26 protein-coding genes and 1 pseudogene are annotated in these 24,447 nt (G+C 61.6%); 17 read left to right on the top strand and 10 right to left on the bottom strand.

Features of this window, described 5'->3' with window-relative positions; all coding sequences use genetic code 11:
* Window positions 1-44: 44 nt before the first annotated feature.
* Window positions 45-521, bottom strand: a complete 477-nt coding sequence (locus PQR42_RS26160) for an OsmC family protein (protein ID WP_408392648.1) — start codon at window positions 519-521, stop codon at window positions 45-47.
* Between the two features lie 90 nt (window positions 522-611).
* A complete protein-coding gene (locus PQR42_RS26155; RefSeq protein WP_408392645.1) occupies window positions 612-947 on the bottom strand; it encodes a hypothetical protein in 336 nt (111 codons plus the stop codon).
* Between the two features lie 160 nt (window positions 948-1,107).
* On the opposite strand from PQR42_RS26155, the gene PQR42_RS26150 reads away from it, so the two are divergent.
* The 3 genes from PQR42_RS26150 to PQR42_RS26140 all read left to right on the top strand — a co-directional run bounded on the left by PQR42_RS26150 (window position 1,108) and on the right by PQR42_RS26140 (window position 4,657).
* Window positions 1,108-1,752 carry an HD domain-containing protein gene (locus tag PQR42_RS26150; RefSeq protein ID WP_408392642.1) on the top strand — a complete coding sequence of 215 codons (645 nt, stop codon included), beginning with the start codon at window positions 1,108-1,110 and terminating at the stop codon, window positions 1,750-1,752.
* Between the two features lie 113 nt (window positions 1,753-1,865).
* Window positions 1,866-2,564 carry a glycine zipper 2TM domain-containing protein gene (locus PQR42_RS26145; RefSeq protein WP_408209220.1) on the top strand — a complete coding sequence of 233 codons (699 nt, stop codon included), beginning with the start codon at window positions 1,866-1,868 and terminating at the stop codon, window positions 2,562-2,564.
* Window positions 2,565-2,650: 86 nt separating this feature from the next.
* Window positions 2,651-4,657, top strand: coding sequence for a bifunctional DedA family/phosphatase PAP2 family protein (locus tag PQR42_RS26140; protein ID WP_408209218.1), 2,007 nt, complete (start codon window positions 2,651-2,653; stop codon window positions 4,655-4,657).
* Between the two features lie 375 nt (window positions 4,658-5,032).
* Here PQR42_RS26140 and PQR42_RS26135 read toward each other — a convergent pair whose 3' ends face one another.
* Both PQR42_RS26135 and PQR42_RS26130 read right to left on the bottom strand, forming a co-directional pair.
* Window positions 5,033-5,248 carry a hypothetical protein gene (locus PQR42_RS26135; protein WP_408209216.1) on the bottom strand — a complete coding sequence of 72 codons (216 nt, stop codon included), beginning with the start codon at window positions 5,246-5,248 and terminating at the stop codon, window positions 5,033-5,035.
* Between the two features lie 414 nt (window positions 5,249-5,662).
* A complete protein-coding gene (locus tag PQR42_RS26130) occupies window positions 5,663-5,854 on the bottom strand; it encodes a hypothetical protein (RefSeq protein ID WP_408392639.1) in 192 nt (63 codons plus the stop codon).
* A gap of 122 nt (window positions 5,855-5,976) precedes the next feature.
* Between PQR42_RS26130 and PQR42_RS26125 the strand changes: the two genes are divergently transcribed.
* The 7 genes and pseudogenes from PQR42_RS26125 to PQR42_RS26095 all read left to right on the top strand — a co-directional run.
* Entirely contained in the window at window positions 5,977-6,249 is a 273-nt protein-coding gene (locus tag PQR42_RS26125; RefSeq protein ID WP_408209212.1) for a hypothetical protein, read from the top strand.
* Window positions 6,213-6,704, top strand: a complete 492-nt coding sequence (locus PQR42_RS26120; protein WP_408209209.1) for a hypothetical protein — start codon at window positions 6,213-6,215, stop codon at window positions 6,702-6,704. Before PQR42_RS26125 ends, PQR42_RS26120 begins: the two co-directional genes overlap by 37 nt.
* Window positions 6,705-6,755: 51 nt before the next feature.
* Window positions 6,756-6,926 carry a hypothetical protein gene (locus PQR42_RS26115; RefSeq protein WP_408392636.1) on the top strand — a complete coding sequence of 57 codons (171 nt, stop codon included), beginning with the start codon at window positions 6,756-6,758 and terminating at the stop codon, window positions 6,924-6,926.
* Between the two features lie 84 nt (window positions 6,927-7,010).
* Window positions 7,011-7,559: a hypothetical protein gene (locus PQR42_RS26110; RefSeq protein WP_408392634.1), complete on the top strand. Its 549-nt coding sequence runs from the start codon at window positions 7,011-7,013 to the stop codon at window positions 7,557-7,559.
* A 31-nt stretch (window positions 7,560-7,590) separates the two neighbouring features.
* Complete coding sequence (locus PQR42_RS26105) at window positions 7,591-7,830, top strand: hypothetical protein (RefSeq protein WP_408392631.1); 240 nt, start codon at window positions 7,591-7,593, stop codon at window positions 7,828-7,830.
* Window positions 7,831-8,314: 484 nt separating this feature from the next.
* Entirely contained in the window at window positions 8,315-10,420 is a 2,106-nt protein-coding gene (locus PQR42_RS26100; RefSeq protein WP_408493952.1) for a DUF6531 domain-containing protein, read from the top strand.
* A pseudogene (locus PQR42_RS26095) lies at window positions 10,372-11,253 on the top strand (IS3 family transposase); the annotation flags it as partial. The gene PQR42_RS26100 and the pseudogene PQR42_RS26095, both read left to right, overlap by 49 nt.
* A 130-nt stretch (window positions 11,254-11,383) precedes the next feature.
* Here the strand turns inward: PQR42_RS26095 and PQR42_RS26090 are convergent.
* Window positions 11,384-11,761, bottom strand: a complete 378-nt coding sequence (locus tag PQR42_RS26090) for a DUF3658 domain-containing protein (protein ID WP_408389628.1) — start codon at window positions 11,759-11,761, stop codon at window positions 11,384-11,386.
* Window positions 11,762-11,956: 195 nt separating this feature from the next.
* The gene (locus PQR42_RS26085; protein ID WP_408209184.1) at window positions 11,957-12,238 is read right to left on the bottom strand and encodes a GCG_CRPN prefix-to-repeats domain-containing protein; all 282 of its coding nucleotides are present in this window, start codon (window positions 12,236-12,238) and stop codon (window positions 11,957-11,959) included.
* 332 nt (window positions 12,239-12,570) lie between these two features.
* Here PQR42_RS26085 and PQR42_RS26080 point away from each other — a divergent pair, with 332 nt between their 5' ends.
* The 4 genes from PQR42_RS26080 (at window position 12,571) to PQR42_RS26065 (ending at window position 15,397) form a co-directional block, all read left to right on the top strand.
* The gene (locus PQR42_RS26080; RefSeq protein WP_408389630.1) at window positions 12,571-13,125 is read left to right on the top strand and encodes a DUF3159 domain-containing protein; all 555 of its coding nucleotides are present in this window, start codon (window positions 12,571-12,573) and stop codon (window positions 13,123-13,125) included.
* 156 nt (window positions 13,126-13,281) lie between these two features.
* Window positions 13,282-13,425, top strand: a complete 144-nt coding sequence (locus tag PQR42_RS26075) for a hypothetical protein (RefSeq protein WP_408389632.1) — start codon at window positions 13,282-13,284, stop codon at window positions 13,423-13,425.
* 305 nt (window positions 13,426-13,730) lie between these two features.
* Window positions 13,731-14,414, top strand: a complete 684-nt coding sequence (locus PQR42_RS26070) for a response regulator transcription factor (RefSeq protein WP_408389634.1) — start codon at window positions 13,731-13,733, stop codon at window positions 14,412-14,414.
* Window positions 14,411-15,397, top strand: coding sequence for an alpha/beta fold hydrolase (locus tag PQR42_RS26065; protein WP_408389636.1), 987 nt, complete (start codon window positions 14,411-14,413; stop codon window positions 15,395-15,397). The genes PQR42_RS26070 and PQR42_RS26065 overlap by 4 nt, the downstream gene beginning before the upstream one ends.
* Here PQR42_RS26065 and PQR42_RS26060 read toward each other — a convergent pair.
* A complete protein-coding gene (locus PQR42_RS26060) occupies window positions 15,360-16,364 on the bottom strand; it encodes an alpha/beta hydrolase (protein ID WP_408389638.1) in 1,005 nt (334 codons plus the stop codon). The genes PQR42_RS26065 and PQR42_RS26060 overlap by 38 nt on opposite strands.
* A gap of 239 nt (window positions 16,365-16,603) precedes the next feature.
* A complete protein-coding gene (locus PQR42_RS26055) occupies window positions 16,604-16,885 on the bottom strand; it encodes a hypothetical protein (RefSeq protein ID WP_408389640.1) in 282 nt (93 codons plus the stop codon).
* A 250-nt stretch (window positions 16,886-17,135) separates the two neighbouring features.
* On the opposite strand from PQR42_RS26055, the gene PQR42_RS26050 reads away from it, so the two are divergent.
* On the top strand, window positions 17,136-17,321 hold the full coding sequence (locus PQR42_RS26050) for a DUF3563 family protein (RefSeq protein ID WP_408209163.1): 186 nt from the start codon (window positions 17,136-17,138) through the stop codon (window positions 17,319-17,321).
* 108 nt (window positions 17,322-17,429) lie between these two features.
* Here PQR42_RS26050 and PQR42_RS26045 read toward each other — a convergent pair whose 3' ends face one another.
* Entirely contained in the window at window positions 17,430-18,818 is a 1,389-nt protein-coding gene (locus PQR42_RS26045) for a carotenoid oxygenase family protein (protein ID WP_408389642.1), read from the bottom strand.
* A gap of 377 nt (window positions 18,819-19,195) precedes the next feature.
* Between PQR42_RS26045 and PQR42_RS26040 the strand changes: the two genes are divergently transcribed.
* Entirely contained in the window at window positions 19,196-20,395 is a 1,200-nt protein-coding gene (locus tag PQR42_RS26040) for a hypothetical protein (protein ID WP_408209155.1), read from the top strand.
* Window positions 20,396-20,412: 17 nt separating this feature from the next.
* A complete protein-coding gene (locus PQR42_RS26035) occupies window positions 20,413-22,971 on the top strand; it encodes an ATP-binding response regulator (RefSeq protein ID WP_408389644.1) in 2,559 nt (852 codons plus the stop codon).
* A gap of 34 nt (window positions 22,972-23,005) precedes the next feature.
* On the opposite strand, the gene PQR42_RS26030 is transcribed toward PQR42_RS26035, so the two are convergent.
* Window positions 23,006-24,172, bottom strand: coding sequence for an ATP-binding protein (locus PQR42_RS26030; RefSeq protein WP_408209149.1), 1,167 nt, complete (start codon window positions 24,170-24,172; stop codon window positions 23,006-23,008).
* Window positions 24,173-24,447 lie beyond the last annotated feature (275 nt).

Below are 24,447 nucleotides of genomic sequence, written 5' to 3'. Positions count from 1 at the left end.
CGCCGCCCGCTCCTCCGGCGAGCGGCGGCCGGGGCCTGCCTCGTTCAATGCGTGTCCGTTTCGATGACCGGCTCGCAGAGTATCGGAAAATTGACCGAGTTCGCGATATAGCACTTCTCGTGCGCCACGTGATGCAAGTGCGCGGCGAGTTCGACATCGCCGCCCGCCCGAACCACGACGCGCGGGCGTAGAACGATCTGTGAAAAACGGCCTTGCTTTGGATCGTCGAGCATGGTGCCTTCGGCGTCGTCGCGATACGCGGTCACCACGATGCCGGCATCCGCGCACAGATGCAGATACCAGAGTTTGTGACAGGCGCTGGCCGAGGCGACCAGCAGATCTTCCGGATTCCAGCGATTGGCGTCGCCGAGAAAGGCCGCGTCCGATGAACCTGGAATATCGGGCTTCTTGCCCGCGGCAATCACATGCTCGCGCCCATAGTCGCGGTAGCCGGAAGTGCCGCTTCCGCGATTGCCGGTCCACTGCACCGATACCTTGTATTTGTGCTCGCCGTACGCCATGCCCATCTCCTTGCTGTCGAAGCGGATCCGCTTGCCGAGGCGTGCATTTTATACGCGGCCATCACGCGATGGACGCACGCAGCTTGCTGACTAATTCCGCGGCGGCATGCCCTTGCCGGCGAGATTCGGCACACGCGGGTCCGGGTTCATGTTCAGGCTCGTGCCGTTTGCCCGCATGGTGTTGAGCGCGGGACCGGCGCCCGCGCCGCCCATCGTTCCCACGCCCGGCGACATCGGGCTCATGCCGGCGGCCGTTGCCGGACCCGTTCCCGCTGTGGCACCCGCGTTGTTGGTCATGCCGGAAGGCGCGCCATTGGCGGCAGCCGCACCGGTGGCGCCCGGCTGCGTGACCGACTGTCCATACGCTACGGCAACGGCACCGATCATCAGCGCCGACGCCACGATACTGCCCTTTACGATCTTCATAGCCAACTCCGTTACATCGTCGAATTGCGCGGCCGCGGGGTCCGCATTGCAGGCCGCTCAAATAGTATGACGACGCCCGACCCGCTTCGTTCACCGCCGCCAAACCGGAACTCGACGAACGATGCGCGATAATCGACGGCTTTCTTCACAAACTGCGCCGATGACCCAAGCCGCCTTCGCCCCCTTTCAGGATCTGGCCCGAACCCTCCTGCCGCACGCTGACGACGACAACGGCGACGGCTCGCACGACACCTCGCATCTGCAACGCGTCTGGAAAAACGCCGCGGCCATTCAGGCGGAAGAAGGCGGCGACGCGCAGGTGCTGTTCGCCGCCACGCTGCTGCACGATTGCGTAGCGGTCGAAAAAAACTCGCCGCTGCGCGCGCAGGCGTCGCGCCTGTCCGCGCAAAAAGCGGCACGCGTGCTGGCCTCGCTCGGCTGGCCTCAAGCGCAAGTCGAGGCCGCGGCGCACGCGATCGAGGCGCACAGTTTTTCAGCCGGCGTCACGCCGACCACGCTCGAAGCGAAAACGCTGCAGGACGCCGACCGGCTCGACGCGCTCGGCATGCTGGGCGTGGCGCGCTGCTTCTACGTCGCCGGACGGATGGGCCGCGCCTTGTACGACCCGGCCGATCCGCACGCAACACAGCGCCCATTGGATGACACGCGCTACACGCTCGACCATTTCCATACCAAGCTGCTGAAACTCTCCGCGGGTTTTCAGACGGCGACCGGCGCGCGGCTGGCGAGCATTCGCCATGACCGACTGCAACGTTTCCTCGACGAATTCAGCGACGAGATCTGAACCTGTAACCGCGCGCGCGAAGTTGTACAAATCCTTACAAAGGACCACGCTTTCCGTGTGCACCGGACGCAGTTTCGCGGCGTTATTGCAGGCACCTACCCGCGGAGTCCGCCATGAACACGAACCTCACTACCAGCCAATCGCAACGCAGCCGTATTCATCCGCTGGTTGCCGGCGCGGCTGTCGCCGTCATCCTGGCGAGCGCAACCGGCATCGCCGCGATGACCGGCCTGCTGCCGACTTCGCATGCCGTCACGGAACCCGCGCTGCCGGTCTCGGCAGCGGCGCCGCAGATCGCCAGCGCACCGATCGCGGCGCCGCAACCGGCGCCGGTTCAGCAGACAGCGCAGCAAGCCGCCCCTGCCCGGCCGCCGGTTCACCACCCGCGCCGCGCAAACCCGGTGGCCGCGCCGAACTACGCAAACAATCAGGGCTACCAGGCACCTTATGAAGCCGCGACGCCGCGGCCGGTCGCCGCCGACCCATACGCGGGCGAAGTCGTCGCCATCAATACGGTGCAGGCGCCCGAGCCGACCACGGGGCTCGGCGCGCTGGGCGGAGCGGTGGCGGGCGGGCTGGTCGGCAATCAGATCGGCGGCGGCCGCGGCAAGATTCTCACGACGATCGCGGGCGCGGTCGGCGGCGGACTCGCCGGTAACGGCATCGAACACGCGGTGCGCAAGCAGACCACCTACGAAGTCCAGGTCCGTATGCAGGACGGCAGCTACCGCAACTTCAGCTACCCGACGCAGCCGACCGTGCAGATCGGCCAACGCGTCCACGTCTCCGGCGATTCGCTTAGCGCTTCGTGAACATGCGGCCGGTTCCCAAAAAGGAATAAGACGGCTCCCTCGCGCGTTATGATCAATCGTTACGCCAGAACGGCTGATCGCGCACGATGGAGCACGCCTACATCCACCTCTTGCATCTGTTAGCCGGTCATCCCGGCTGGACGCTCACGGTCATCTTCCTGGCGGCCTTGCTGGAGTCTCTCGCCGTCATCGGCACTTTCGTTCCGGGCAGCACCGCCATGTTCCTCGCCGGCGCGCTGATCGGTACCGGCTCGCTGAGCCTCGGCTGGGCACTCGTGTGGGCGATCGCGGGCGCCATCGCCGGCGACGGCATGAGCTTCTGGATCGGCAGCCGCTACAAGGACCGGATCGTCCAGTTCTGGCCGTTCTGCAAACATCCCGAGGTGCTCGAGGCAGGCCACCGCTTCTTCCGCAAACATGGCGCGAAGAGCGTCGTGCTGGCGCGTTTCATCGGCCCCTTGCGGGCGATCGTGCCGGTGGTGGCGGGCATGCTGGGCATGTCGCCGCTGCGCTTCTACGCGATGAACGTGCTGTCCGCGCTGATCTGGGCGCCCGCCCATATCCTGCCGGGCATGATATTCGGCGCCTCGGTGCTGCTGGCCGGCGCGGTGTCGTTCCGGCTCGTCGTCATCATCGCGCTGCTGGTGGGTATCGTCTGGCTGAGCTTTCGCGCCGCGCGTTTTCTGCTCTCGCATGCCAATGCGTGGTCGAGCGCGGCGGGCCGCCAGGTGGGCAGCTGGGCCTGCCGGCATCCGGGGCCGTTCGGCCGTTTCGCGCGCAAGATGCTCGACCCCGGCACACCCGACGCCAGCAGCATCCTGCTGACGTCGCTGGTCGTACTCGTGTCGGGCGCGCTGTTTTTCGGCGTGCTCGACGACGTCATCAGCGGCGATCCGCTGACGCAAGTGGACCTCTCCGTCTATCACTTCCTGCAATCGGTACGCACGCCCTGGAGCGACACCGTTCTCGCCGGTCTCTCGACGCTCGGCAGCAGCTTCACGCTCGCGGCGCTGGTCGTGACGGTCGCGGTGTGGATGCTGCTGGAGCGGCGCTGGCGCACCGTCGGCTATTGGCTCGCGGCGGTGGTGTTTTCCCAATTGTTGATCTACGTGCTGCAGTTCGCGATGCGCCGCGCGCCACCCAATGCGCAGATGATCGGCGCCTATGTGTTTCCGAGCAATCACGTCGCCGCGACCGTCATCGTCTACGGTTTCCTGGCGTTTCTGCTGGCGCGCCGGGTCGGCAGGCTGGAGGGTGTGCTGGTGGCGGCCGCGAGTGCGATCGTGGTGATCCTGGTCGCGCTCGCGGGCCTGTACTTCGGCAGGTACTGGGTGTCCGACGCGATCGGCGGCGCCGCGCTCGCGTACATCTGGGTGGCGATCGTTGCGTTGACAGCGATGTGGCGGCACCCGGAAGCGCCGCCCGAACGCGCGTTCATGCCCGTCGTGGTGCTGGTGATCGTGCTGGTCAGCGTGGGCGTGCAGGTCGGTTTCAATATGCCGACCCCGCCGCCGGACAGCGCGCTGCGGCCGCCTCCCGTGCTGGTCACACAATCGCAGTGGACGCTCTCCGTGTGGAAGCGCCTGCCGTGCTACCGCTCGGACATGGGCGGCGACCGCAAGGAGCCGCTCACGCTGCAGTGGGTCTCGAACCTCGATTCGATGCGCGGACAGTTGCGCGCCCAGGGGTGGGTGGAGGGCACGGACGTCTCGGCGCACAGCCTGCTCTCGCTGGCTTCGCCCAACGTGGCCGCGGTGTCGCTGCCGGTCTTGCCGAAGCTCAACAACGGCGTGCCTTCCTCGGCGGTCTTCATGCGTCCGGGCGACACGCGCGACGAACGCGACGTGCTGCGTTTCTGGCCCAGCGGTTACGCGGTGGCGAATGGCATGTCCGTCACACCGCTATGGGTCGGCGCTTTCGCGCACGAACGGCTGTCCCGGCGGTCGTGGCCCATCAACATTCTGCGGGTCGACCGGGACATGACCTCGTTCGACGCGCACGAGAAGTCGAGTGCGGGCCTGGACGCGGCGCTCGTCGCCCGGGTCAGTTGCCATGGCGTGCCGGTGTCGTTGCTCGCCTCGCCGATGGAGTGAGCGCGTTCGCTGCTCCCGCGAAGAAATTACTCTGCGCTCAATCAGTTATCTCGCTTGGCCAGGAGTTGTCCACAGGGTTGCGAACAATTTCTGTGGGTAACTTGATCTCGCGTCGCACAAGGTCCACGAACATCTGTTCCGTTTGAATTCAACAACTTAGTTGTTGGCACACGGCCTCCGGTTGTCCGTATCATCGGGGCACGGCAGGTGTTTGGTGGGGAATATCGTGGGGGAAAATCGTTCGCAAACCATCAGCGAAGGGTCGCGCCTTAGACTTGGCGCCGCTGATCATGACCGTATCGTGAACGCCGGCACCGGCCTGTCCGGTCGCGTGCATGCCGGCGCGAAAGGAATCAGCGTCCACTTCCGCTATCGCTACCCTTCGACGGCGAGTCGCGTGAAATGCCACTTGGTGCATGGCCGCGCGTGGCGCTCGTCGCCATCTAGCTGAAGCTTGATGAAACGAAACTGCGTGTACAACGCGGCGGCGACCCGGCAGGCCAGAGGAAGCTTGTCGCGGACAAGCTGAAGGTCGAGAAGGCGCGGGTTGTCCAGGAACAGCAGGAACTGGCCGACCGGGAGCGTGAGCATGCGGAATCACAACTGATCGTGAAAGCCATGTTCGAAGCGTGGCATCCCGAAGCGATGGTGGACAACGCACCGGTCCGTGCAAGGGGTGTGACGCGAGCGCAACCTTGAACACGTTCATCGTGCCGCCTGCGAGATCGAACGCAGACACGACAAGCACCGCACCCGGATCAACCACGAACACGCCGCTGTAGCGGCTCGCTGAATGTGTATCGAACACCACGTCAGTACGGTAGCGCGAGTCACATGATGCGCCCGTCATGCCTCCGTCCTGCCCACCATAGGCCGGCGCACACCTCAGGATTCCAGTGGAGACCTCGCAGTTCACGACGGTTCCCCTAGACGCCCCTATAGCGGTCAAGCACATCGACAACCGAGATATCGAGGTCGATACCCGACGCATCGACCCGTTCCGCGTCACGCGGAAAGGATGCTGTGGTATCGCTGGTAGGAATTCTGCAGCGCCTGTTCAACGGTCCATCGATCTATGCGGTCCATCGCACGCCAATGCCATGCACGCCGGTAGCGGTCGCAAACAAGGTCCGCCACGGGATCGAGCAGTGAGTTTTTCGGAGCGGGTGTCTCGGTGGCGAACTGCAAGGTCACCATGCACGGCTTCTAACATTGAAGCCAGCGGGCATCAACCCACCGATCGTGCCAAGATCAGCCCACTCATCTAACGCCTGCATGAAGCCATGCGTAGCGATCACTATTTGCACAAGGGAAGCCGCTTGAAGAGCATCCAGGTTCTAGATAAATTTATGGGCTTGCCCGATTGGATCGGGGCGAGGGTTTTAACAATTTTTGGTGTTGTTATCGCAGCGACAGGCTATCTGGTCGGGCAGTCTTACTACATGACGCTGCTCGGCCAGTTTAACGTTGACAGTAGGGTATTCCCGCTTGATCAGCCCAATTACCTGCTAATGGGCATAAGAGGATTCGTCTTTTTTGCAGGCGGCATGCCCGAATGGTCGGCAGACATTGGGCAGGAGTCGCAACCCTAATTGCTTACTTTCTTGTGGGCGGCACGGTTGGAACAGTGGTTGGTGTTCGGATTGGGTTGCAGAAAGGCAAGAGGAAAGTCGTCACAACTCCTCCCCACGCTAGAAACATCTATGCAACGCAGTTGGCCCGCATGGTCAAGGGATTGTTTCTTTGTTTCTGCATAACCTTCTTGTGTACTCCAGCCTTGGGTATCGTTCTCGCGCTTCCTGCAGTCGTGGGAGAAGCTGCCGCACTTTATGAGTCCGGGTTGATGGTTAAGGACTCTGCTAAAGGGTGCGAAAAGGCGACGGGTGTGTGTATTGAGATCGTCAAAGATGGCAAAACGATTGCGACAGGTTTTCGAATCGCGCAGTCTAAGGACCAGATTGTGGTGTACCACGACGGTCAAACGCTCGAATTTGAGCTTACAGGCAAAGAAGTCCGCGCGATGATAAAGCCGATGTCGCTTGATTAAGTTTCTTACGCATGATCCATGGGCAACGATGTCGACTCTTATGGACGACTTATGAATTCCATCGTTGTTCAAGTCACTTGCAGCCTGGTACTGCTTCTCAGTGGTTGCACACTCGTGACCATCGAGGGCAGCAATAACACCATCAGCGACACGGGCGGACACGGTGGCGTGGTGCTCGCGCCGGATGATGGCAATATCGCCGATCATCCCCGCTTTAAGTGATGAACAACGCCACATTTCAAATTGAGATGGCACTGCGACGCAGAATGAAAGAATGCCGTTTTTGAGACATAGGTAGGCGTACAAATGACATTCAGGCTGGCAAACAGCGCGGGTGACGGCGCGCCCCGGAAGCCGTTGAGTATTTTTCTCCTGCCTATTCTTGCCTGGTTGACGGGAGCAGTACTGTCCGGTGACTGCCACCTCGGTGCGTGGGTAACGTGGTATGTCTATGCAGGTGATTTAGCGGTAATTCTTGGCCTGCTTTGGGCCTGTACATTCAAGAGGCTTCGCGGGGCGCTGAGAAACATCGCTGCCCATGTGACGGGAACCGCTGTGGTCGCGGGGCTGCTTGCTTGCGCTGCCATGTGGCAATGCTTTTCAGCCATGCCACGGTTCACCGCGCAGTCTTCGCGAACCTTTGATGTCACATACCAGCGAAGCAGCGGTTGGAAGGGTTGCCGGTTTGGCGTTAAGTTCAGGGACGATTTCATCCGGGACACCATCAGGATATGTGGACCGGCCTGGAACATTCCAGGCGATCGAAATTCCGGCCGGCTTCGCGTGCATGAGGCGACTGGTACGTGGGGCGTTTATATCCTGAACGTCGCGGCTATCCGGGAAGATAAGACCTAGGCCCCCGTATGTCAGACAGTGAGGGGATGACATGACCCTGCCACGTGAACGCTACCCGGCGACGGACCACGATCCGAACGAGAGCCTCGTCCGTATGGTGAAGACCGTACCGGACATCACGAACGAGCAGCGGTTCTACCCGAGGTGGATCTATCTGCCGAAAGCCTGCAACGTGGTTGCGCAACTGGTCGGTCCGGATGCGAGCTGGCACCCGCTGCGCATCCGGTCACTACTTACTGCATCCACGGGTGACGTATTTGTTGCGGACTAACATCAACCAGGACGGTTCCCTTGGCGCAGCAACACAGGCTATGGCTGCATCGGCCTGTTAAAGTGACTTGCTGATGCAACGCGCATCTGTTTATCGGTGAGAAAATTAGTATTACTATTTAACGGCGACGCCATACCCTGAGGTCGCACTTCCTTTGGGGTGGCCTTCACGGCACCCGTCTTTTTTGCTCGGTTGCCTCATTGATTATGGCCGTATCGGGTGCCTTGGGTCCGCCATTTCGTTAGCTTTCGATCGACGATGTCTGATGAACGTTGTTGAAGGTTCCTACAGCTCGCGTCAGCATTCCCTGGTCAAGGTTTGCGTGAATGCAAGGTGAGCGTAATTTTAAGAATTGTCGGATTTTCCGGTCATCTTGATCCCTATAGGGTGCTTGTGCGTCAAACAAGTAAAAAGTAAACCAATAGCGATAAAAATGAAAAGACACAGACTGTACGGAGAGGCGGCCGGATTTTCGGGCCGCCTAATGGCTGCGTTCATCTTGCTGATACTTGCGTTCAGCGCAAACGCAGACGACTGCTTCTCGCTGTACGCTAAGTCCGGCGCCACGCCGGGTTCAAAGACCTGCAAGCTCGATGTCACCAGCAATACGCCAGGCGGAATGGGCAACTACGCGTGTATCAATGATCTTGCCCAGATTGATCAGTGGTGTAATTCAACCGGTACTCCGCCGGACGATACCTGCCCGGTGGCGGACCCGGTATTTCCGGCAAATGGGATTGTCACGCTCTCTGAAACTGACTTTGCAAGCGGCGACACCTCGCCGCTTGTGTTTAGTCGTACGTATGTTTCGAAGCCATTCGACAAAGCGCAGACAGCGATGGGTGGGTTCTGGATCAACAACTGGCAGCGTAGGCTTGATCTAACCGCAATCAATGCAAGCACTCCGAGAGTCACAGCATATCGCGCTAACGGACAGCCCCTGATATTCAAGTCGAGTGGCGGAGCGTGGGCCGTACCGGGAACTGCAGGTATTTCCCTGACAAAATCTGGCGACGGATACTTCTACCTGAAAGACGAGCGACTCGGTACGACGGAAACATACTCGGACAGTATGGGTCTGTTGCACTCCGAGACAACCCGCACGGGTATGTACCGTGAGGTTGGGTACGTAGGGCAAAGGATTGAGTGGATTGTGCAGTGGCCCGTCGACCGGATCGGGCAGATTGCATCGCGGCTGACACTCAGCCTGACATACGACAGCAATAGTCGCCTCTTGAGCGTGGTGCCTCCTTCGGGCAATGCGACGCACTATGCGTACGATGCGAAAGGTAATCTTGTTTCAGTAACCGCGCCGATTGGATACGTTCGTCAGTACCTTTATGAGGATGCCCGCTTCCCCAATGCAATGACCGGGTTAAAGGACGAATCCGGTTCACGGATTGCAACATGGACCTACGATTCGAGTGGACGCGCGATCTCGGCCACTCATCCTGACACGACCCGTAATGTTTCACTGAGTTATGGCTCGGGCACGACAACGGTCGGCAACCTGGCTGGCAACAGCACATACTCCTTTAATGTTGGAGATACGTCTCGTCCTGGCTCTATTGTCACGCCCGGTGGCACGGTGTCACGCACGTGGGATATGTCCGGGAACCTGAAGCAGACAGTTACGCCGGATGGGAATACACAGTACACGTGGGACGGCGCCAACCGGCCAACCAAGGCATTTGCAACAGTCGCTGGCAGCAAGACAGTAACGACCATTGAGTACAGTGACAGCACGTCGCTGCGCCCGCATCTTGTCGCGACACCTGGGAAGATCAGGGCTTTCGTCTATGACACAGGAGGTAACGTCACCGGCTACGCAGAGTGGCAGACAACCGACCTGACGGGCGAACAGGGAATGCAGGCAGTTGCGGCGGGCAATCAGATGACAGTCGGGGCACGTTATGACCAGGCGGGCCGTCTTCTGTCTGCTACTGTCGTCCGGAATGGTGCGAAGACTGAAGACTGGACCTACACGTATGACGCGCGCGGCGACATCGCGACGACGCAGGACGCCGTATCGGGTTGGGCAATGAGAACCCTGAGTCGTGACGCCGAGAACCGCGCGACGCAGATAGCGGGTAATAGCGGTCAGGCGAGCGTCGGGTACGACGAGCGCGGTCGCGTAAAGTCCTTTCAGTATAACGAACCGGCAAGTTCGTTAAATGGTGGACTTGCCCGTGTACTGGCAGTCGATTACCGGTACGGTCCAGACGGTACGGCGTCCTCGCACACTGCTCAGGTGTCAACGAACGGCGCCTGGTGGCAGCCGATCAGCGATGCCGAACTGGGAGTCTGGCTCACCAACTGGGAACTGGGAAATGATCCGGTTGCACCCCCAGCAAGCCTCACCGGACTGCAATCCAATGGCAAAGCCTTCGTTCCAGAAATCTGCGTTGAATGCTACATGGCCTGGAAGGCGTTGCCGACAGGTAAACTATTCGGCCATGAACTGGGCGAAACACTGCCGGCATGGCGCGAAACCACCGAGTTGATGCTGAGCGATCAGGCGCAGGTTCCATATGGCCGCTCAAAAAACTGGATTGCGCGCTCGCCCTTACTGCCCGGGGACGACCAATGAAAACGGTCTGCGATGTTCTCGGCGTGGCGCGCTCTGCTTTGGCAGTCAGAAAAGCCCGCTCCCCGGACTGGCAGGACGGCCGCCGCGCCCGACAGACCGACGACACGGAGCTGGTCGCTGCAATCCATGAGCATGTGGCGGGCTTGCCGACGTATGGATACCGGCGAGTCTGGGCACTGCTGCGGCGTAGTCATGAAATGACTGGTGCGCCGTGCGTGAACGCCAAGCGGGTCTATCGCGTCATGCGCGACCACCAGTTGCTGCTTCGGCGCCTTGGCCAACGTCGCGATACCCGCCGACATGATGGACGCATTGCCGTTGACCGGAGTAATGTCCGCTGGTGCTCGGACGGCTTCGAGTTCCGTTGTGACGACGGCTCCCCGTTGCGCGTGACGTTTGCACTGGACTGCCATGACCGGGAAGCCATCAGCTGGGCAGCGACTACTGGCAGCCATAGCGGCGACGTCGTGCGTGATGTGATGCTCGCAGCGGTCGAGCAACGCTTCGGCACAACGCAGGCAGACGCACCCATCGAATGGCTGTCGGACAACGGCTCTGCCTACATCGACCATCGCACGCGCAGCTTCGCTCGCGAGTTAGGTCTGGAGCCGTTGACTACGCCTGTCCGTTCGCCGCAGAGTAACGGCATGGCCGAATCGTTCGTGAAGACTATCAAGCACGACTACATCGCTTTTATGGAGAAGCCTGACGTCCCAACGGCGCTTTCGCATCTGGCCGGTGCCTTTGAACACTATAACGAGCGACACCCGCATAAAGCATTGAAATACCGTTCTCCCCGGGAGTTCCGGCGAACCGCTGCATCATCAACCTAACGGTGTCCAAGTGTCCTGAGTTGCAGGGTCAACTCCACACAAGGTCCACAAACATCCGTTCCGTCTCAGCACCGCCGATCACGGGCGCGTCGTGAACGATGGCAGCGCCATGTCTGTACGGAAGATGCCTTTAAGGCTCGTCGTTTGTTGCGGGAGCGAGCTGGCCACTGGTGGGCTGCGGTAAGCGAATCTCGCTGTAGCCCATTCTGTTCAGGTTGCCGACCGACTCAAGCAGCCCCTTCTCAACCATCAGCTTGATCCGCTGTGCGTAAAACACGTCACCCAAGCCGGGATACAGTTTCTGGTCGGCATACACGTTCATGGCCGTGCCTGCCACTCTCGCAACCTTGCGCCAGTCATCGACTACGTTAGCGAGGATAGCGGCATCAATGGCGCGTAGATCAACTGCCGTCAGGCGACTCACTGCTTCCTCCTGGGCCGCAGTCAATGGCGGGTTGTCGCCCGTAGGGTCGTAATTGTCGGGGTATTCGTGAACTGATTTAATCATTTGCCTGGTCCTTCTGAGCTTCAATGCGGAATTAATCTAACCATCCGGGCTGGCGCGTGCCCACATTATCGGCGCATCCGCGTAAGCGTTACGTATGTCGAGAATCAAAACCCTCCGTAGCGGGCTGGCATACAACTGCGCATGCAAGTTCTGAATTTCCCAGTCCAAACACCGCAACGTCCACGGCACGCCCCCTCATTGCCACCCGCCATTCGGCAGGCGACCGTGATACGGCGTATCCCGACAATGACCCCACGGCCCCAGCCAGTAGTCTGGAGGGCACGCATAGGTCGAAACCGGCGGCGCCGCATAGATCACCGGGCGCGGCGCGACATAGACCGGCGGGGCGTAATGGCAATGGCCCCAGGTACCGCGCCAGCCGTTCGGACCGCAGCCGTCGGCGGCATGAGCGGTACTCACCGCGAGAGCGGACGCGGCCATCACGGCGCCGGCCAATGCTGAACGAAGTGTCGACATGATGATTCTCCTTCACCCTTGGTTGTTTTCGATAAGCGTCGTTTTCGCGTGCTGCAGGACACATGATCGACGTCAAGAGTTAGGTGAAAGTGAGCACTAAGACCACGCTCGTCTGCAAGTCGATCGACGTCGGCGTCGAGGTAGTTTGCCCGGCGAACGAATGACATTAGCCCCAATCATTTCCGCTTGACTCACGCTGAAAATTTAGGCGATATCTTTCCACTGTAAACATATCGGTATTTGGCTTCGCATGTCCGCCATGCGTAGTCCGCTTTTTGCGAAACGCACGGCGGCTGCCATCACGCGAACCTCTCCCTCCTTTGGAGTCCACGATGAATCTCTTGCTGAGCTTTGCCCCATTCCTGGCTTTTGCGGTGATCGAACGCCTTGCCGGCGCGCAGGCGGGACTGATTGCCGGTGCGCTCGTCGCCGCCGCGCTGCTGGTGCGCGATCTCGTGAGCCCGGCTCGCCACGTCAAGCTGCTGGAAGTCGGCACCGTCCTGCTATTTGGGGCGTTGGCCATCTACGCACTGACCAGCGACGTGCACTGGTCGATCGCCGCGGTTCGGCTGCGCGTCGACGCAGGGCTCGCGCTGATCGTGCTGGCGTCGATCGCCTTGCGGCGGCCCTTCACGTTGCAATACGCACGCGAGACCGTCGGTCGCGAGCATTGGAACAGCGCGCGTTTCATCCACGTCAACTATGTGATCAGCGCGGCCTGGGCGCTCGCGTTCGGCATGCTGGTGCTCGCGGATATCGCGATGGTGTATGCGCCGGCGCTGCCCCATTCGGTAGGCGTGATGGCGACCGTGGCCGCGCTGATCGCCGCGGTCAAGTTCACGTCGTGGTATCCGGAGCAGCACGCGGCCGGGCAGGCTTCGCGCTAGCAGCCGCGTTTCGCAGCCCTGCGCTTCTCCATCGCAGCGCTCGGAACATCGACTAATTTCACGCTAATTCACGAGGATCACGATGACTCTGTACCGCACGGAAAGACCCTTTCGGATCTCCACAGATGCGGTTCGATCATCACGAGGATTAGCATCATGGACACGCAAATCGCCCTTTCCACCCAGTCCGACGACACCGCCAACTCAACCGTTGACGTATCCGGAGCAGCGCTGGAGCCGCCGCCATCGAACGAAGACCTGCTGCCGTTCTATCTGCTCGCCATGGCCGGCGCTTATTGACGACGCCGCGAGCCGCCACACCGCGTCATGTGGCGGCTCGATCCGCCATTTGCGCCAGCGGGATTTCGGCACGCCACGAGTCTCGGCCACCCGTCGCTGCGCACGCAGCGAAGTCTTCCAATCGTCCCACGTCCACGCTTGCGTCGACACGCACAAAACTCCTCATCCATTCGACCAGATCGGCACTCCGGATCATGCCGCCGCGCGTGCGTCGGTTATCATTCAATCGCTCGCCTACCGTGGCCTGGCCACACACGCGCGAGCTGCGAGTCAGGCACAACCTGACTGCTGCCGACAGGAAGATCATGAGAATTCTCCTCGTTGAAGACGATCTGCAGATTGGCCAAAGTCTGCTGCGTGCACTCAAGGACGCCGACTATAGCGTCGACTGGGTCAGGGACGGGATCGCCGGGCGCGACGCCATCGCCAATGCCGAATACACCGTCGTGCTGCTCGATCTGGGCTTGCCCGGCATGAGCGGCATCGAGTTGCTGAAGTCGGCGCGCTCGGCCGGCAACGCGGTTCCGGTGCTGATCCTGACCGCCCGCGACGATCTCGATTCGCGTGTCCAGGGTCTCGATGTCGGCGCCGACGATTACCTGCTCAAGCCTTTCGACGTCCCCGAACTGCTCGCCCGCATCCGCGCAGTGATCCGCCGCAAGGCCGGCTATGCGTCGTCCCGTCTCGGCGACGAATCGCTCAGCCTCGATCTCGACAAACGCACGCTGACCTGCAACGGCACCACGACCGTGCTCTCCGCACGCGAATTCGCGTTGATGCTCGCGTTTCTCGAACGCCCCGGCACGATCCTGTCGCGCGAACAACTCGAAGACCGTTTGTACGGCTGGGGCAAGGAGGTCGAAAGTAATGCGGTGGATGTGCTGATCCATTCGGTGCGCAAGAAGTTCGGGCTCACGGTGATTCGCAACGTGCGAGGACTTGGCTGGACCGTCATGCTCGGCGAAGCCGGCAAAGGCCGGGCGTCATGACACGCCTGCGCCGTGTCATCGCGGCGACTTCGCTGCTGGCGCTATTTGGCGCCACGCAGGCCACGCTCGTCGAAGCGAAAACCGTCCACTACGCGAACGAAACGGCCTGCCCTGTCGTCGCCGATCGCCCGGACCACAAGCCATCGATTCGCGAGCAGATCGCGCATACGGTGAACGGTGATATCGCGTACTACCGTTTCGGCCACGGCACGCCGATCGTGCTGCAAACCGGCTTTCGCGCGACGATCGCCGAATGGGACGCGGCCTTTCTGACCGATCTCGCCAGGCGGCACGAAGTGATCGTCTTCGACAACCGCGGCATCGGCCGCTCCGAACCGGGTGCGTCCAGCTTTTCCGCGCGGGACATGACGCTCGACGCGGCCGCGTTGATCGACACACTGCGGCTCTCCGACGTCACCTTCGTCGGCTGGTCGATGGGCGGCGCCATTGCGCAACAACTCGCACTCGACCCGCCGCTCGCCGTGCGGCGCATCGTCCTCATGAGCGCGCCCGCGCCGGGATCGCTCGGCGTGCCGGTGACGCCCGACGTCGAAGCCACCCTGTCCGGCAAATCGGGCACGACCTTCATGGACGTCATGCGGGTCCTGTTTCCGCCTACTGCGGTGGACGCGGCGCAGCGGTGCTTCCGTAAGAATATGTTCCAGCCGGCCGACTATCAGTCGCCCGCCATTTCGGCGACGGTGACCGAAGGCCAGTCCGCGCTGCTGCACGATTGGGCCGGCAACGAGGCCGCCGCCGCAGCGCTGAAAAACGTGCGCCTCTCTACCCTGGTCCTGACGGGCGCCGACGATCAGGTCTTGCCGAAGCAGAACTCGGAAGCACTCGCCGAGCAGATTCCGCATGCGCAACTGCGCGTCGTGCGCTCGGCCGGCCACGCGATGATGTATCAATACCCGCACGCGCTCGCCGCCGCGATCAACGCGTTCATCGCAAGGTCGCGCCCGCCCAGCAGCGGCCAATAAATCCCGAAGCCTCGGCCAACGCCGCGCGCGCTTCCGGCACGAACGGCGAGAAGCACTGCCACGCGTGGGGCATCGCATGCCATTGCGCGAACTCGACCGCGTTGCCTGCGCGTTGAAGTTTTACCGCGAGCTCGCGCGCATCGAAGCTCAGCGCCTCGGCGTCGCTGGTCTGCACGTGAATGGGCGGCAAGCCATGCAGCTTCGCGCGCGCGGGCGACGCCAGCGGCTCGAAGCGCCTGACGTTGCGAAGATACATGTCGGCGGCCGCTTCCATCGCGGTGCGGTTCATCGACAACGCGTTGTGGCTCGCGCGCCAGATCGTCGTCAGATCCGCCCAAGGCGAGAACAGCACGGCCCCCGCGGGCAGCGGCTCGCTCGCGTCGCGCAATGCCACCAGCGCGGCGAGCGCGAGGCCGGCGCCCGCCGAGTCGCCGGCGAACACAATCGAGCGCGGCGCGATGCGGCGCGCCAGCAACGCCCGATAGGCGTGCAGGGTGTCCTCCAGCGCGGCGGGAAACGGATGTTCGGGCGCGAGGCTGTAGTCCAGCGCGAACACGGCCGAGTGCGTCGAACGGGCCAGTTCGATGGTCAACGCACGGTGCGTCGCGGGGGAGCCGAAGTAGTACGCGCCGCCATGCAGGTACAGCACCACTCTCTCCACCGATTCCTGTGCAGCGCCGGGCGGACGAATCCATTCGCCCTTCAGTTCGGCATCGGCGTGACGGCGCATGCGCGGATAAAGGCATGCCGCGGCGAGCCGTCCAGGCAAGCTGTAGCGATGCGCGCGCAAGCGTAGCGCATGCACGTCGGGCGCCGGGCGGCGGCTCGAACTGAAATGCAACGCCATCACAAGTGGAATCGCGCGGCGCAGCCAGGCGGCCTGCCAGCTTTCGGCACGCGGTCGCGTAAGCGAGTCGAGCGGCACGCCATGATCGGTCGAAGTGGGTTGGGTCGGCTGAACGTTCATGATGATGATCTGATCGGAAAGAAATAGCCGATGCCATGGTCAGCGCGAATCGGCAATGCGAGCGGGGCTGTTTACCGCGAATTCATCGCGAATTCATCATGGCTTCGAGGTGACTGCGCCCCGCTCGTCCAGGCGGACGACGCGTTTACCGCGTCGCCATAATTGACGTTGCTTCATGCCTGAAAATCCTCTTGATCGTTGATTGTTGGTTCGTGGTACTGCCGGTTCAGGCCCGCGCCTCAACGGCGCCAGTAGCCATAGCCGTAACCCCAGCCGCCGTAATAGCGCGGATACTGCGGATGCCCGTAGTACCCAATCACGACAGGCGCCGTGTACACCGGCGGCGGAGGTGGCGGCGGCGGTGCGTAGTAGACCGGCGGCGGTACGTAAGCCGGCACCACCGGCACCATCGGAAACGCCGGCACACCTACGCCGACACCGACGAACACATGCGCTTCGGCGCAACTCACCAAGCCGGCGCCGAGCGCCGCGGCGACTACCAGATGGCGAATGACTTTCATTTTCTGTTCCCCTTGTCGATCGGTGCGAGTCGGTTGGCTGCATCGAATGACTGCATTGTGGTCACGCAGAATGAGGGGGAAATTAGCGGTGTGTCAGTTCGACATTCGCACCATGTCGAGGCGTGATTCGCCGGTTTCGAGCGCTCATTTCCGGCTCATTCTTCGCGCCTAAGCTTCATTCCATCGACGGGCAACGCCGGCTCCCATAGCCGGATCGAAACGCCCGTCGCAATACGGACTGGAGAAAATCATGTTTGCTGAACTTACGAAGAAATTGGGCGCCTTGCTGATCAACACCGAGGATCACGAACGCGAAGCCTTTCTGGCGTCGTCGGTTGATTTGGTCGATCTCGAACACCGCATCAACGTTGTCGAAACGCATGCGGATCCGGCACGCTGGTATGTGTCCAGCACGCCGCATGAATGGAGGATTTGAAGCGCGTGTTCCCGCCCACGCACTCATGCGTGATTCGCTCAATCGTCTCCACGAGGTTGGGGACGCGACTAGCTCGCGTGCTCCGGCCTAACACGCCGTTCACGCGGGCTATTGACGCGCCGCCACCCAGTTGCCGTGAAAACCGTTCGGCACGCGGTGCGGAATTTCCACCGTTGCAATTGGCCCCGCCGCGACCCGCAACGCGTCGAACACCAGCAGGTCGCTGCGCTGCTCGGCGCCGCGGTAGGCCACGGCGAGGATCCATCCGTCGCCCTCGGCGGCATCGATCGTGCGCGGTACGAAGACCGGCTCCGATGTCGCGTCGCCGTCCGCGAGCCGATAGATATCAAGCGCTCGCGGGTTCGCATGATCGACGCGGGCGATTTGCGAGAAGGGTTCGCCGCCATCGTCCGGATGCGCGGCCAGCCATCCATGACGATACGGCGCGCCGGCGAAACGCTCGTCGATGCGGGGAAATTCGCCGCTCACCTCGGCGATGATCCCGCTCGTGAAGACGCGCTCGCGGCCGCGCCGGTCGAGCGTCCAGCGGCACAGGCGCGCGTGGCCGGCGCCGTCGATTGTGCGGCCATCGGGCCACGTGAAGTTCGGCGGGGCGTCGAGCTGCATCACGTCGATGCAGATGCAATCGTCGTCCTCCCATGCGTTCATCACGTGAAAGACAAAGCACGCCGGTCCCTTCCACCATTCGACTTCACCACTGCCGTCGCGCCGCAAGACACCGACGAAGCTGCCAAATTGCGGCTCCCAGGCGTAGGGTGGCAAGCCCGCGTGCATCCGCGCCTTGCTTGCCGTGAGCGGCGTCACCGGAAAGAGCAGATGCCCTGCGCTAAACGCGAAGTCGTGGACCATGCTCGCGTAAGGCGCATCGAAGCGCTTCAGATGCGTCACGCGCCCACCCGTATCGATGCTGCCGGCCGTCATGCCCGCCCCCAAACCATCGGGTCCGCCATAGCCGAAAAACAGCAGCTCGCCGGTATCCGGATCGACCTTGGGATGCGCCGTGAACGCACCCTGCAACTCGCCGCCGAAGTCGACCTGGCCGAGCGTGTCCAGCGTCCGCGCGTGCAACTCCACCGGCAGATGCGCCTCCTCCAGTGCAAGCAGGCGGTTGCCGTGCATCAGCACATTGGTATTGGCGACGCCGTCATCGTTCGGCATCTCTTTCTGCGGCCGCGCGCCGAAGGCGGTGAAGTCGGCGGCCGCGCCTGCCCGTTCGGCAAGCCAGCGCTGCGTGCGTACCCAGCGGTTCCGATACGTCACGCCGCCGTTCGCGAACTCGAAGCGATGGACCATGCCATGCCCCGCGAACCAGTGCTGCGCCGGATCGGGATGAAGCGGGTTGGGGCCGTTGCGGACCAGCACGCCCGCCAACCCGGACGGCAATTCGCCGCGCACAGGCAGCGGGCCGCAGTCGACTTCGAAATCGATCGGCGCCAGGTTGGCGCGGTACCCATTCGTGTTCAAACGTTCGTTCATACGCCCGTCCAAAATTTTCCAATGGAAAGATTTTGACTTTAGCGACCCGTTTGGTCAACCCATCTTCTCATTGGAAATATCTACCTGATCGATGCGCTGTCAGGCGAGACACGGCTGGCGTGCTTGCGCAGCTTGTCGGCAGCGGCGCTCGGCAGACTGTCAAGAAGTCGAATGCACATACAACCGTGTTCGACCTGGTCGCGAGACGACTCCCATTCTCGGCAATGCGAACCAACAGACGGGCACACCGCATCAGTTTTCTCTAGAGTTGAAGGGTCGACCATCCAACACGCCGGTCGGCTTTGTCGCGCTGATCGTTCAGCGTGAGTTTCAATCAAAGGGAAAATCAAATGAGAACTTCTGTTCACCACGAAGTAATGACCTATTCCGACGAGCAAACCGGGGTTCGTCAACTTCAAACGGGCGCCCCCTTGGCACTTAAACACACCATCAGCCCGGACGAGATCCGGGATAACCTGCCCGCCGGTCAAGGCGGCGTCGGGTTTTTATTTCACGCTACCGACTGGGAGACACTTTCGTTTTCATTTCACAATGTGAAGCATCGAAACGCGTCATTCGAAGAAGAACTTTGGAACACCAAGCCTTTCATTGCCTCACCGATCTATTCGGGCTCCCAGATCATCGGGGCCAATATCGCCTGTCCGGTTCCGCTCGAGCTATGGCTCGGCAGCCCGCGCGGCATCAAGCGATTCCGCGAGACGCAATTCTTCCCGGCGCTGGAGCTGGCAAGACAGGCGGGCCTGAACATGGTGGCAATGGGCGCCTCCACGCCTTACGCCTGCAACTACGGAGCACTGCCGCGCGATACCAAGCCGCCGCATATCACCACGGGTCACGCCGCCACCGCGGCGATGCTGAAAGACTGGGCCATGCACTGCTGCAATGAACTCGATCTCGAGTTCGGCAAGACCAAGCTTGCTCTATTCGGCGCGGCCGGCCGGCTCGGCACGACGGTGGCCAAATACGCGCTCTACAAAGATGCACCGCGCGAGCTTGTTCTGATCGATCTGCCCGACAAGGTGAACCTGCTCACGGAGCAAGCCAAGGAGTTGATGGCGTCGGACCTGCTCGGCAAAACGCGGGTTTCCGTGCACACCTTCAGTCCGAACACTCCATTGCCGGACTTCGATGGCGCCATTCTGGCGAGCAGCACCAGCGTGCCCTACCTCACCGCAGCCGACCTCAAGCGCGCGCAGTTCTGGATCGACGACTCGCACCCTCGGGCGGCGAGCGTCGAGGCTGAACTCGCGTCACGCGGTCATACGCTATATATTGAGTGCTTCGCCCGTGGCCCGGCCGGACTCAACACCACCTTCCCGTTCCGGCTGCCGACCACGCGCGATTGCTATACCTGTTTCGCCGAAGGCTACTCCGCCTGGCAGGAAGGCATTGCGTCCGACTTCATCATCGGCAGCCCGCCCGTGTGGTCCGTCTCCTACACGCACAGCCTGCTGAAGAAGTACGGCTTCGCGGTCGGCCCTTTTCATGGGAAAAACGGCTCGCCGATCGAGCTGGATGCACAACTTCGCGGCAAGCGAGAATTGATGGGCTCGTAAACGTCATTGGAGGCCTGATGGTAATACCGCGCGAGAGCATGCGGGACGTGCTGGAACGAAGCCGGTTTGCAATACGATGGGGCGGCGCACTGGGCCTCCTGTGCCACCCCATCTACTACGTAGTCTGGACCTATGTCCTGCCGCAACCTTACGACAACCTCTTCCTTCGATTGAGTGCGGCGCTCGTCTGCATTCCATTGATTTTCCAGGCGCATTGGCCAAAGCGGTTCAACCATTACCTGCTGATCTATTGGCATTGCTGCCTGATCTACGTACTGCCATTCGTTTGCACATTTCTCGCGATCAGAAATTCCTTCTCCACCATGTGGATGATGACCGAGGTCATGATGATCTTCATCATGGCGCTGTGCATCGACAATCCGCTTTTGCTGATGGGCTGCATCGGCATTGGCGTGTTTTCCGGGGCGCTCGCCGCGGTGATCAGCTCGCCGGTTCCGATTGTCGTGAGCGCGGCCGATCAATCGAATCTCGCCTTGCTGCCGGTCGTCGTTCTGTGCAGCATGGCCTTTAGCCATGCGATCAGCAAAGGGCGCATCTTCGTCGAAAAGAACCGCGCGTTGCAGGCCCTCGCGGGTTCGATCGCTCATGAAATGCGCAACCCTCTCAGCCAGTTGCGCTACGTGCTCGATCGAGTGGAAGAAGCCTTGCCCGCGACGATGGGATCCAGCCGGCCGCTGGCACTTACACACGACAGGCACGACAGGCCCGAGAGCGCCGCGGGGCTTTATCGTCATCTCGCCCAAGGGCAGTTGTCGATCGAGCGTGGCCTGCGCATCATCGCCATGACGCTGGACGAAGTCAGCGCCAAACCCATCCGCCCGGACTGCCTCACTTATCTGAGCGCGACGAGTACCACGCGTAAGGCGTTGGAAGAATACGGCTTCGGCGACGAAAAGGAACGCGGCAAAGTCAGGCTCGTGGTGCGGGAAGACTTCACCTTCAAGGTCGACGAAACCGTCTATCTGTTCACCCTGTTCAACCTGATCAAGAACGCGCTGCACCACATCGCCACGCACCCGGCGGCCACGCTCACACTGACGATCGAGCAGCAGTCGGTCACGGTTCGCGACACCGGTCCCGGCATTGCGCCCGACATGCTGTCGCATCTGTTCGAGCCCTTCCGTACAGCGGGCAATTCGGACGGCACGGGGCTCGGACTCGCCTATTGCCAGCGGGCGATGCGCGCCTTCGGCGGCAGCATCAGTTGCCGTTCGGAAGTCGGCAAATTCACGGAATTCACGCTGCAATTTCCCGTCGTCCCGAAGAGCGAAATCGTGGACCACGAGCGGCAGATTTTTGAACGCGCCACGCCTGTCTTCAAAGGCAAGCGTATTCTCGTCGTGGACGACGACGCGGGCCAGCGCGCGCGAGCCTGTCGCGCGTTGTCGAAAGTGGGCGCCTACCTGAGCGAAGCGGAAAACGGCGCGATCGCATTGAGCGTGCTTCGGGAATCGGCCCCCTACGACCTCGTGTTGATGGACATCAACATGCCCGTTCTGGATGGCTACACGACCGCCGAGAGAATTCGCACGGGTCACGACTATCCGAGCTGGAATGTCCTGATTGCCGCCTTTACGGCCGAGCCCGGAACCGTGGTGCGTGTGCTCGCCCGACGCGCCGGCATGGACGAGATCATCAGCAAATCCTGCAGCGTGCTCGACTTGATCACGACGCTCCAGGCGCTCTTCGAAAACGGCAGCCGGCACCACTTGAGCCAGCAATCCGACGCGTTCTCGGGCAAATCGATCCTGGTCGCGGACGACGACACCTACAGCCGGCTGGTGGCCAAAGCCTATCTGGAGCGATGCGGCGCGAGCGTCGTCGAGGCCGAGCATGGGCAGGCCGTGCTCGCGCATCTGCAGGCGGACGGCGTGATCGACGCCATCGTCATGGATATGAATATGCCGGGAATGGGCGGTCTGGAAACGACCGCGTCGATTCGCGCCCGTGCCGACTCGTACGCCGCCGTGCCGATCATCGCCTTGACCAGCCAGTCCGATATCAAGGCAGTTCAAACCTGTCTCGCAGTGGGCATGAACGAAGTCATGATCAAACCCGTGCAAGCCAGCTCTCTCTATGCGTGCCTTGCGAGACAGTTTGCACAGCAACGTGGCTCGACCGTGTCGACGGATACCGGCCTACCGCCGGCCACGCCGCCCGGCAAGCTGCCAATCGTCACGGAAAGCGAACTGCTCGACGAGAAACACCTCGAAGAACTGGCGTCGCTCGACCTGCTCGACGAATCGTTCCTCAAAGGCATCGAGCAGATTCGCCAGCTCGTGGCGCGGCTTGCGGCCAGCGTCGCGGCCGTCGACCTCGAATCGACGCACGGCGCGCTGCACGTTCTGCTTGGCGTCAGCGGCAATATCGGCGCAAGAGCGCTGCACCAGTTCGCGCGGCAAATCTATCCGCGCGTGGTGGAAGGCGAATGGCCGGTGGAAACCGATTGGCTCGCGCGCATCAGCATATTGAGCGAGCGTTCAACCGATGCGCTGCAGACGTATTTCGCCACGGCCAAGGCACGCCGCGATCATCGGGATTTTCTGAGCGATTAGCAGTAATACAAGCGGCCATGCAGGCCATTCGATTTTATCGCGAGGCCACCGGACTGTCGGACGGTTCTTCGTCGTCAGCGGTGTGCATGTGGCTATTGAAACTGGGAAAGCCCATGGTCACCGTGGTGCCCGCGCCGACCGTGGATTCGATCCGCAGGCATCCACCGAACGATTGCATGATGCGGTTGCAGAAGATCATGCCCATGCCGTGGCCGCCGGCGCCGGCGTAAGTGGTGACCGGATCCTGCAGCAGACGCGCCTTGACCTCCGGCGCGATGCCCGGGCCATTGTCGCGAATGCGAATCCCGGGTTCAGGGAACGCCACCACTTCGAGGCGCAACGAAGGCGCGCTGCTGCCGTCGAGCGCGCGCAGCGCATTGGACAACAGCGAAGACAGCACGAGCGCCACGCAATTGGGCATGGCGTGCACGACAAAATCCCCTTCCACGTCGACCTTCACCCAATCGCGCTGCGACGCGACAAACGGATAGGTGTCGAGCAGCGTGGCGATCAACCGCGTCGCTCTGACCGCGCGCGTGCCGCCGCCCGAGGCGGACTTCTGGCCGCCGCTCTTGTGCACCGTCGCCCAGAAAGACGAGATCAGCGTCAGGCAATACTGCGCGTTGTTCAACATCGACTTTGCGGCGAGACCGATCTCCCGCTGACGCTCCGGATCGTATTGCTCGGCCACGTCGTTCTCGACGGAGCGCGCGAACAGCGAGATCGTGGCCAACGGCGTATTCAGCTCGTGGGCGAGGAAAGCAAGCGTCTCATCCATCGCCAGAAGCCGCTGTTGGCGCGTTTCCCGCTCCGTGTAGCGCGCGGTTGCCAGTTGCAGGACCTCGCGCACCATGTCCGTTCGCAGCGGCTTTTCGATAATGCGGAACACGTCGCCCGTATTGACCGTTTGCAGCAGCATGTCCTTGTCGGCATAGGCGGTCACGAGAATGCGCACGATTTGCGGATACTCTTGCGCCACCTGGCGCAGCAGATCGTCGCCATCGCGGCCCGGCATGCGGAAGTCCGTCACCAGGACGGCAATCTCCGAAGCATGCTTGCCTAGCACAGTCATCGCCTCGTCGGCGCCTTGGGCGACATACACTTTGTAATCGGCACTCATCGCGCGCGCGAAGTGGTTGCGCGACATCTCGTCGTCGTCGACGAAGAGAATGGAAAACGGCGGCTGCATAGGGTCACTCATCGCATTCCCAGCGGATGGCGGCGGGTCGACATTGCACGGAGCCCACGTTGCGGATGATAAAAACGGCTTGCCGGTGACACGCGCCGGACCGTTTTGGAGTTTGGAAGTATAGGGTATCGCGTCAGACAAAAAACAGGGAAACACCGCACGCCCTTACCCAATATGCATCGCCGCCGGTCAGACCGGCTCACTGCTTGCGAAGGCACGCCGCTTGCGTGCTGCCGGAACCGGACTTCTGTCGACTGCCTGTCGCGGCGGCACAGTATGGACGTCCG

Source organism: Paraburkholderia sediminicola, from assembly GCF_046027355.1.
GTDB lineage: Bacteria > Pseudomonadota > Gammaproteobacteria > Burkholderiales > Burkholderiaceae > Paraburkholderia > Paraburkholderia sediminicola_B.
The sequence above is the reverse complement of the archived record's forward strand: the minus strand, read 5'-3'. Positions and strand labels throughout refer to the sequence as shown.

Coding starts and splice junctions, on each gene's coding strand:
- PQR42_RS26160 (WP_408392648.1), bottom strand. CDS start 521: ATGGCGTACGGCGAGCACAAATACAAGGTATCGGTGCAGTGGACCGGC.
- PQR42_RS26155 (WP_408392645.1), bottom strand. CDS start 947: ATGAAGATCGTAAAGGGCAGTATCGTGGCGTCGGCGCTGATGATCGGT.
- PQR42_RS26150 (WP_408392642.1), top strand. CDS start 1,108: ATGACCCAAGCCGCCTTCGCCCCCTTTCAGGATCTGGCCCGAACCCTC.
- PQR42_RS26145 (WP_408209220.1), top strand. CDS start 1,866: ATGAACACGAACCTCACTACCAGCCAATCGCAACGCAGCCGTATTCAT.
- PQR42_RS26140 (WP_408209218.1), top strand. CDS start 2,651: ATGGAGCACGCCTACATCCACCTCTTGCATCTGTTAGCCGGTCATCCC.
- PQR42_RS26135 (WP_408209216.1), bottom strand. CDS start 5,248: ATGCTCACGCTCCCGGTCGGCCAGTTCCTGCTGTTCCTGGACAACCCG.
- PQR42_RS26130 (WP_408392639.1), bottom strand. CDS start 5,854: ATGGTGACCTTGCAGTTCGCCACCGAGACACCCGCTCCGAAAAACTCA.
- PQR42_RS26120 (WP_408209209.1), top strand. CDS start 6,213: ATGGTCGGCAGACATTGGGCAGGAGTCGCAACCCTAATTGCTTACTTT.
- PQR42_RS26115 (WP_408392636.1), top strand. CDS start 6,756: ATGAATTCCATCGTTGTTCAAGTCACTTGCAGCCTGGTACTGCTTCTC.
- PQR42_RS26110 (WP_408392634.1), top strand. CDS start 7,011: ATGACATTCAGGCTGGCAAACAGCGCGGGTGACGGCGCGCCCCGGAAG.
- PQR42_RS26105 (WP_408392631.1), top strand. CDS start 7,591: ATGACCCTGCCACGTGAACGCTACCCGGCGACGGACCACGATCCGAAC.
- PQR42_RS26100 (WP_408493952.1), top strand. CDS start 8,315: ATGGCTGCGTTCATCTTGCTGATACTTGCGTTCAGCGCAAACGCAGAC.
- PQR42_RS26090 (WP_408389628.1), bottom strand. CDS start 11,761: ATGATTAAATCAGTTCACGAATACCCCGACAATTACGACCCTACGGGC.
- PQR42_RS26085 (WP_408209184.1), bottom strand. CDS start 12,238: ATGTCGACACTTCGTTCAGCATTGGCCGGCGCCGTGATGGCCGCGTCC.
- PQR42_RS26080 (WP_408389630.1), top strand. CDS start 12,571: ATGAATCTCTTGCTGAGCTTTGCCCCATTCCTGGCTTTTGCGGTGATC.
- PQR42_RS26075 (WP_408389632.1), top strand. CDS start 13,282: ATGGACACGCAAATCGCCCTTTCCACCCAGTCCGACGACACCGCCAAC.
- PQR42_RS26070 (WP_408389634.1), top strand. CDS start 13,731: ATGAGAATTCTCCTCGTTGAAGACGATCTGCAGATTGGCCAAAGTCTG.
- PQR42_RS26065 (WP_408389636.1), top strand. CDS start 14,411: ATGACACGCCTGCGCCGTGTCATCGCGGCGACTTCGCTGCTGGCGCTA.
- PQR42_RS26060 (WP_408389638.1), bottom strand. CDS start 16,364: ATGAACGTTCAGCCGACCCAACCCACTTCGACCGATCATGGCGTGCCG.
- PQR42_RS26055 (WP_408389640.1), bottom strand. CDS start 16,885: ATGAAAGTCATTCGCCATCTGGTAGTCGCCGCGGCGCTCGGCGCCGGC.
- PQR42_RS26050 (WP_408209163.1), top strand. CDS start 17,136: ATGTTTGCTGAACTTACGAAGAAATTGGGCGCCTTGCTGATCAACACC.
- PQR42_RS26045 (WP_408389642.1), bottom strand. CDS start 18,818: ATGAACGAACGTTTGAACACGAATGGGTACCGCGCCAACCTGGCGCCG.
- PQR42_RS26040 (WP_408209155.1), top strand. CDS start 19,196: ATGACCTATTCCGACGAGCAAACCGGGGTTCGTCAACTTCAAACGGGC.
- PQR42_RS26035 (WP_408389644.1), top strand. CDS start 20,413: ATGGTAATACCGCGCGAGAGCATGCGGGACGTGCTGGAACGAAGCCGG.
- PQR42_RS26030 (WP_408209149.1), bottom strand. CDS start 24,172: ATGAGTGACCCTATGCAGCCGCCGTTTTCCATTCTCTTCGTCGACGAC.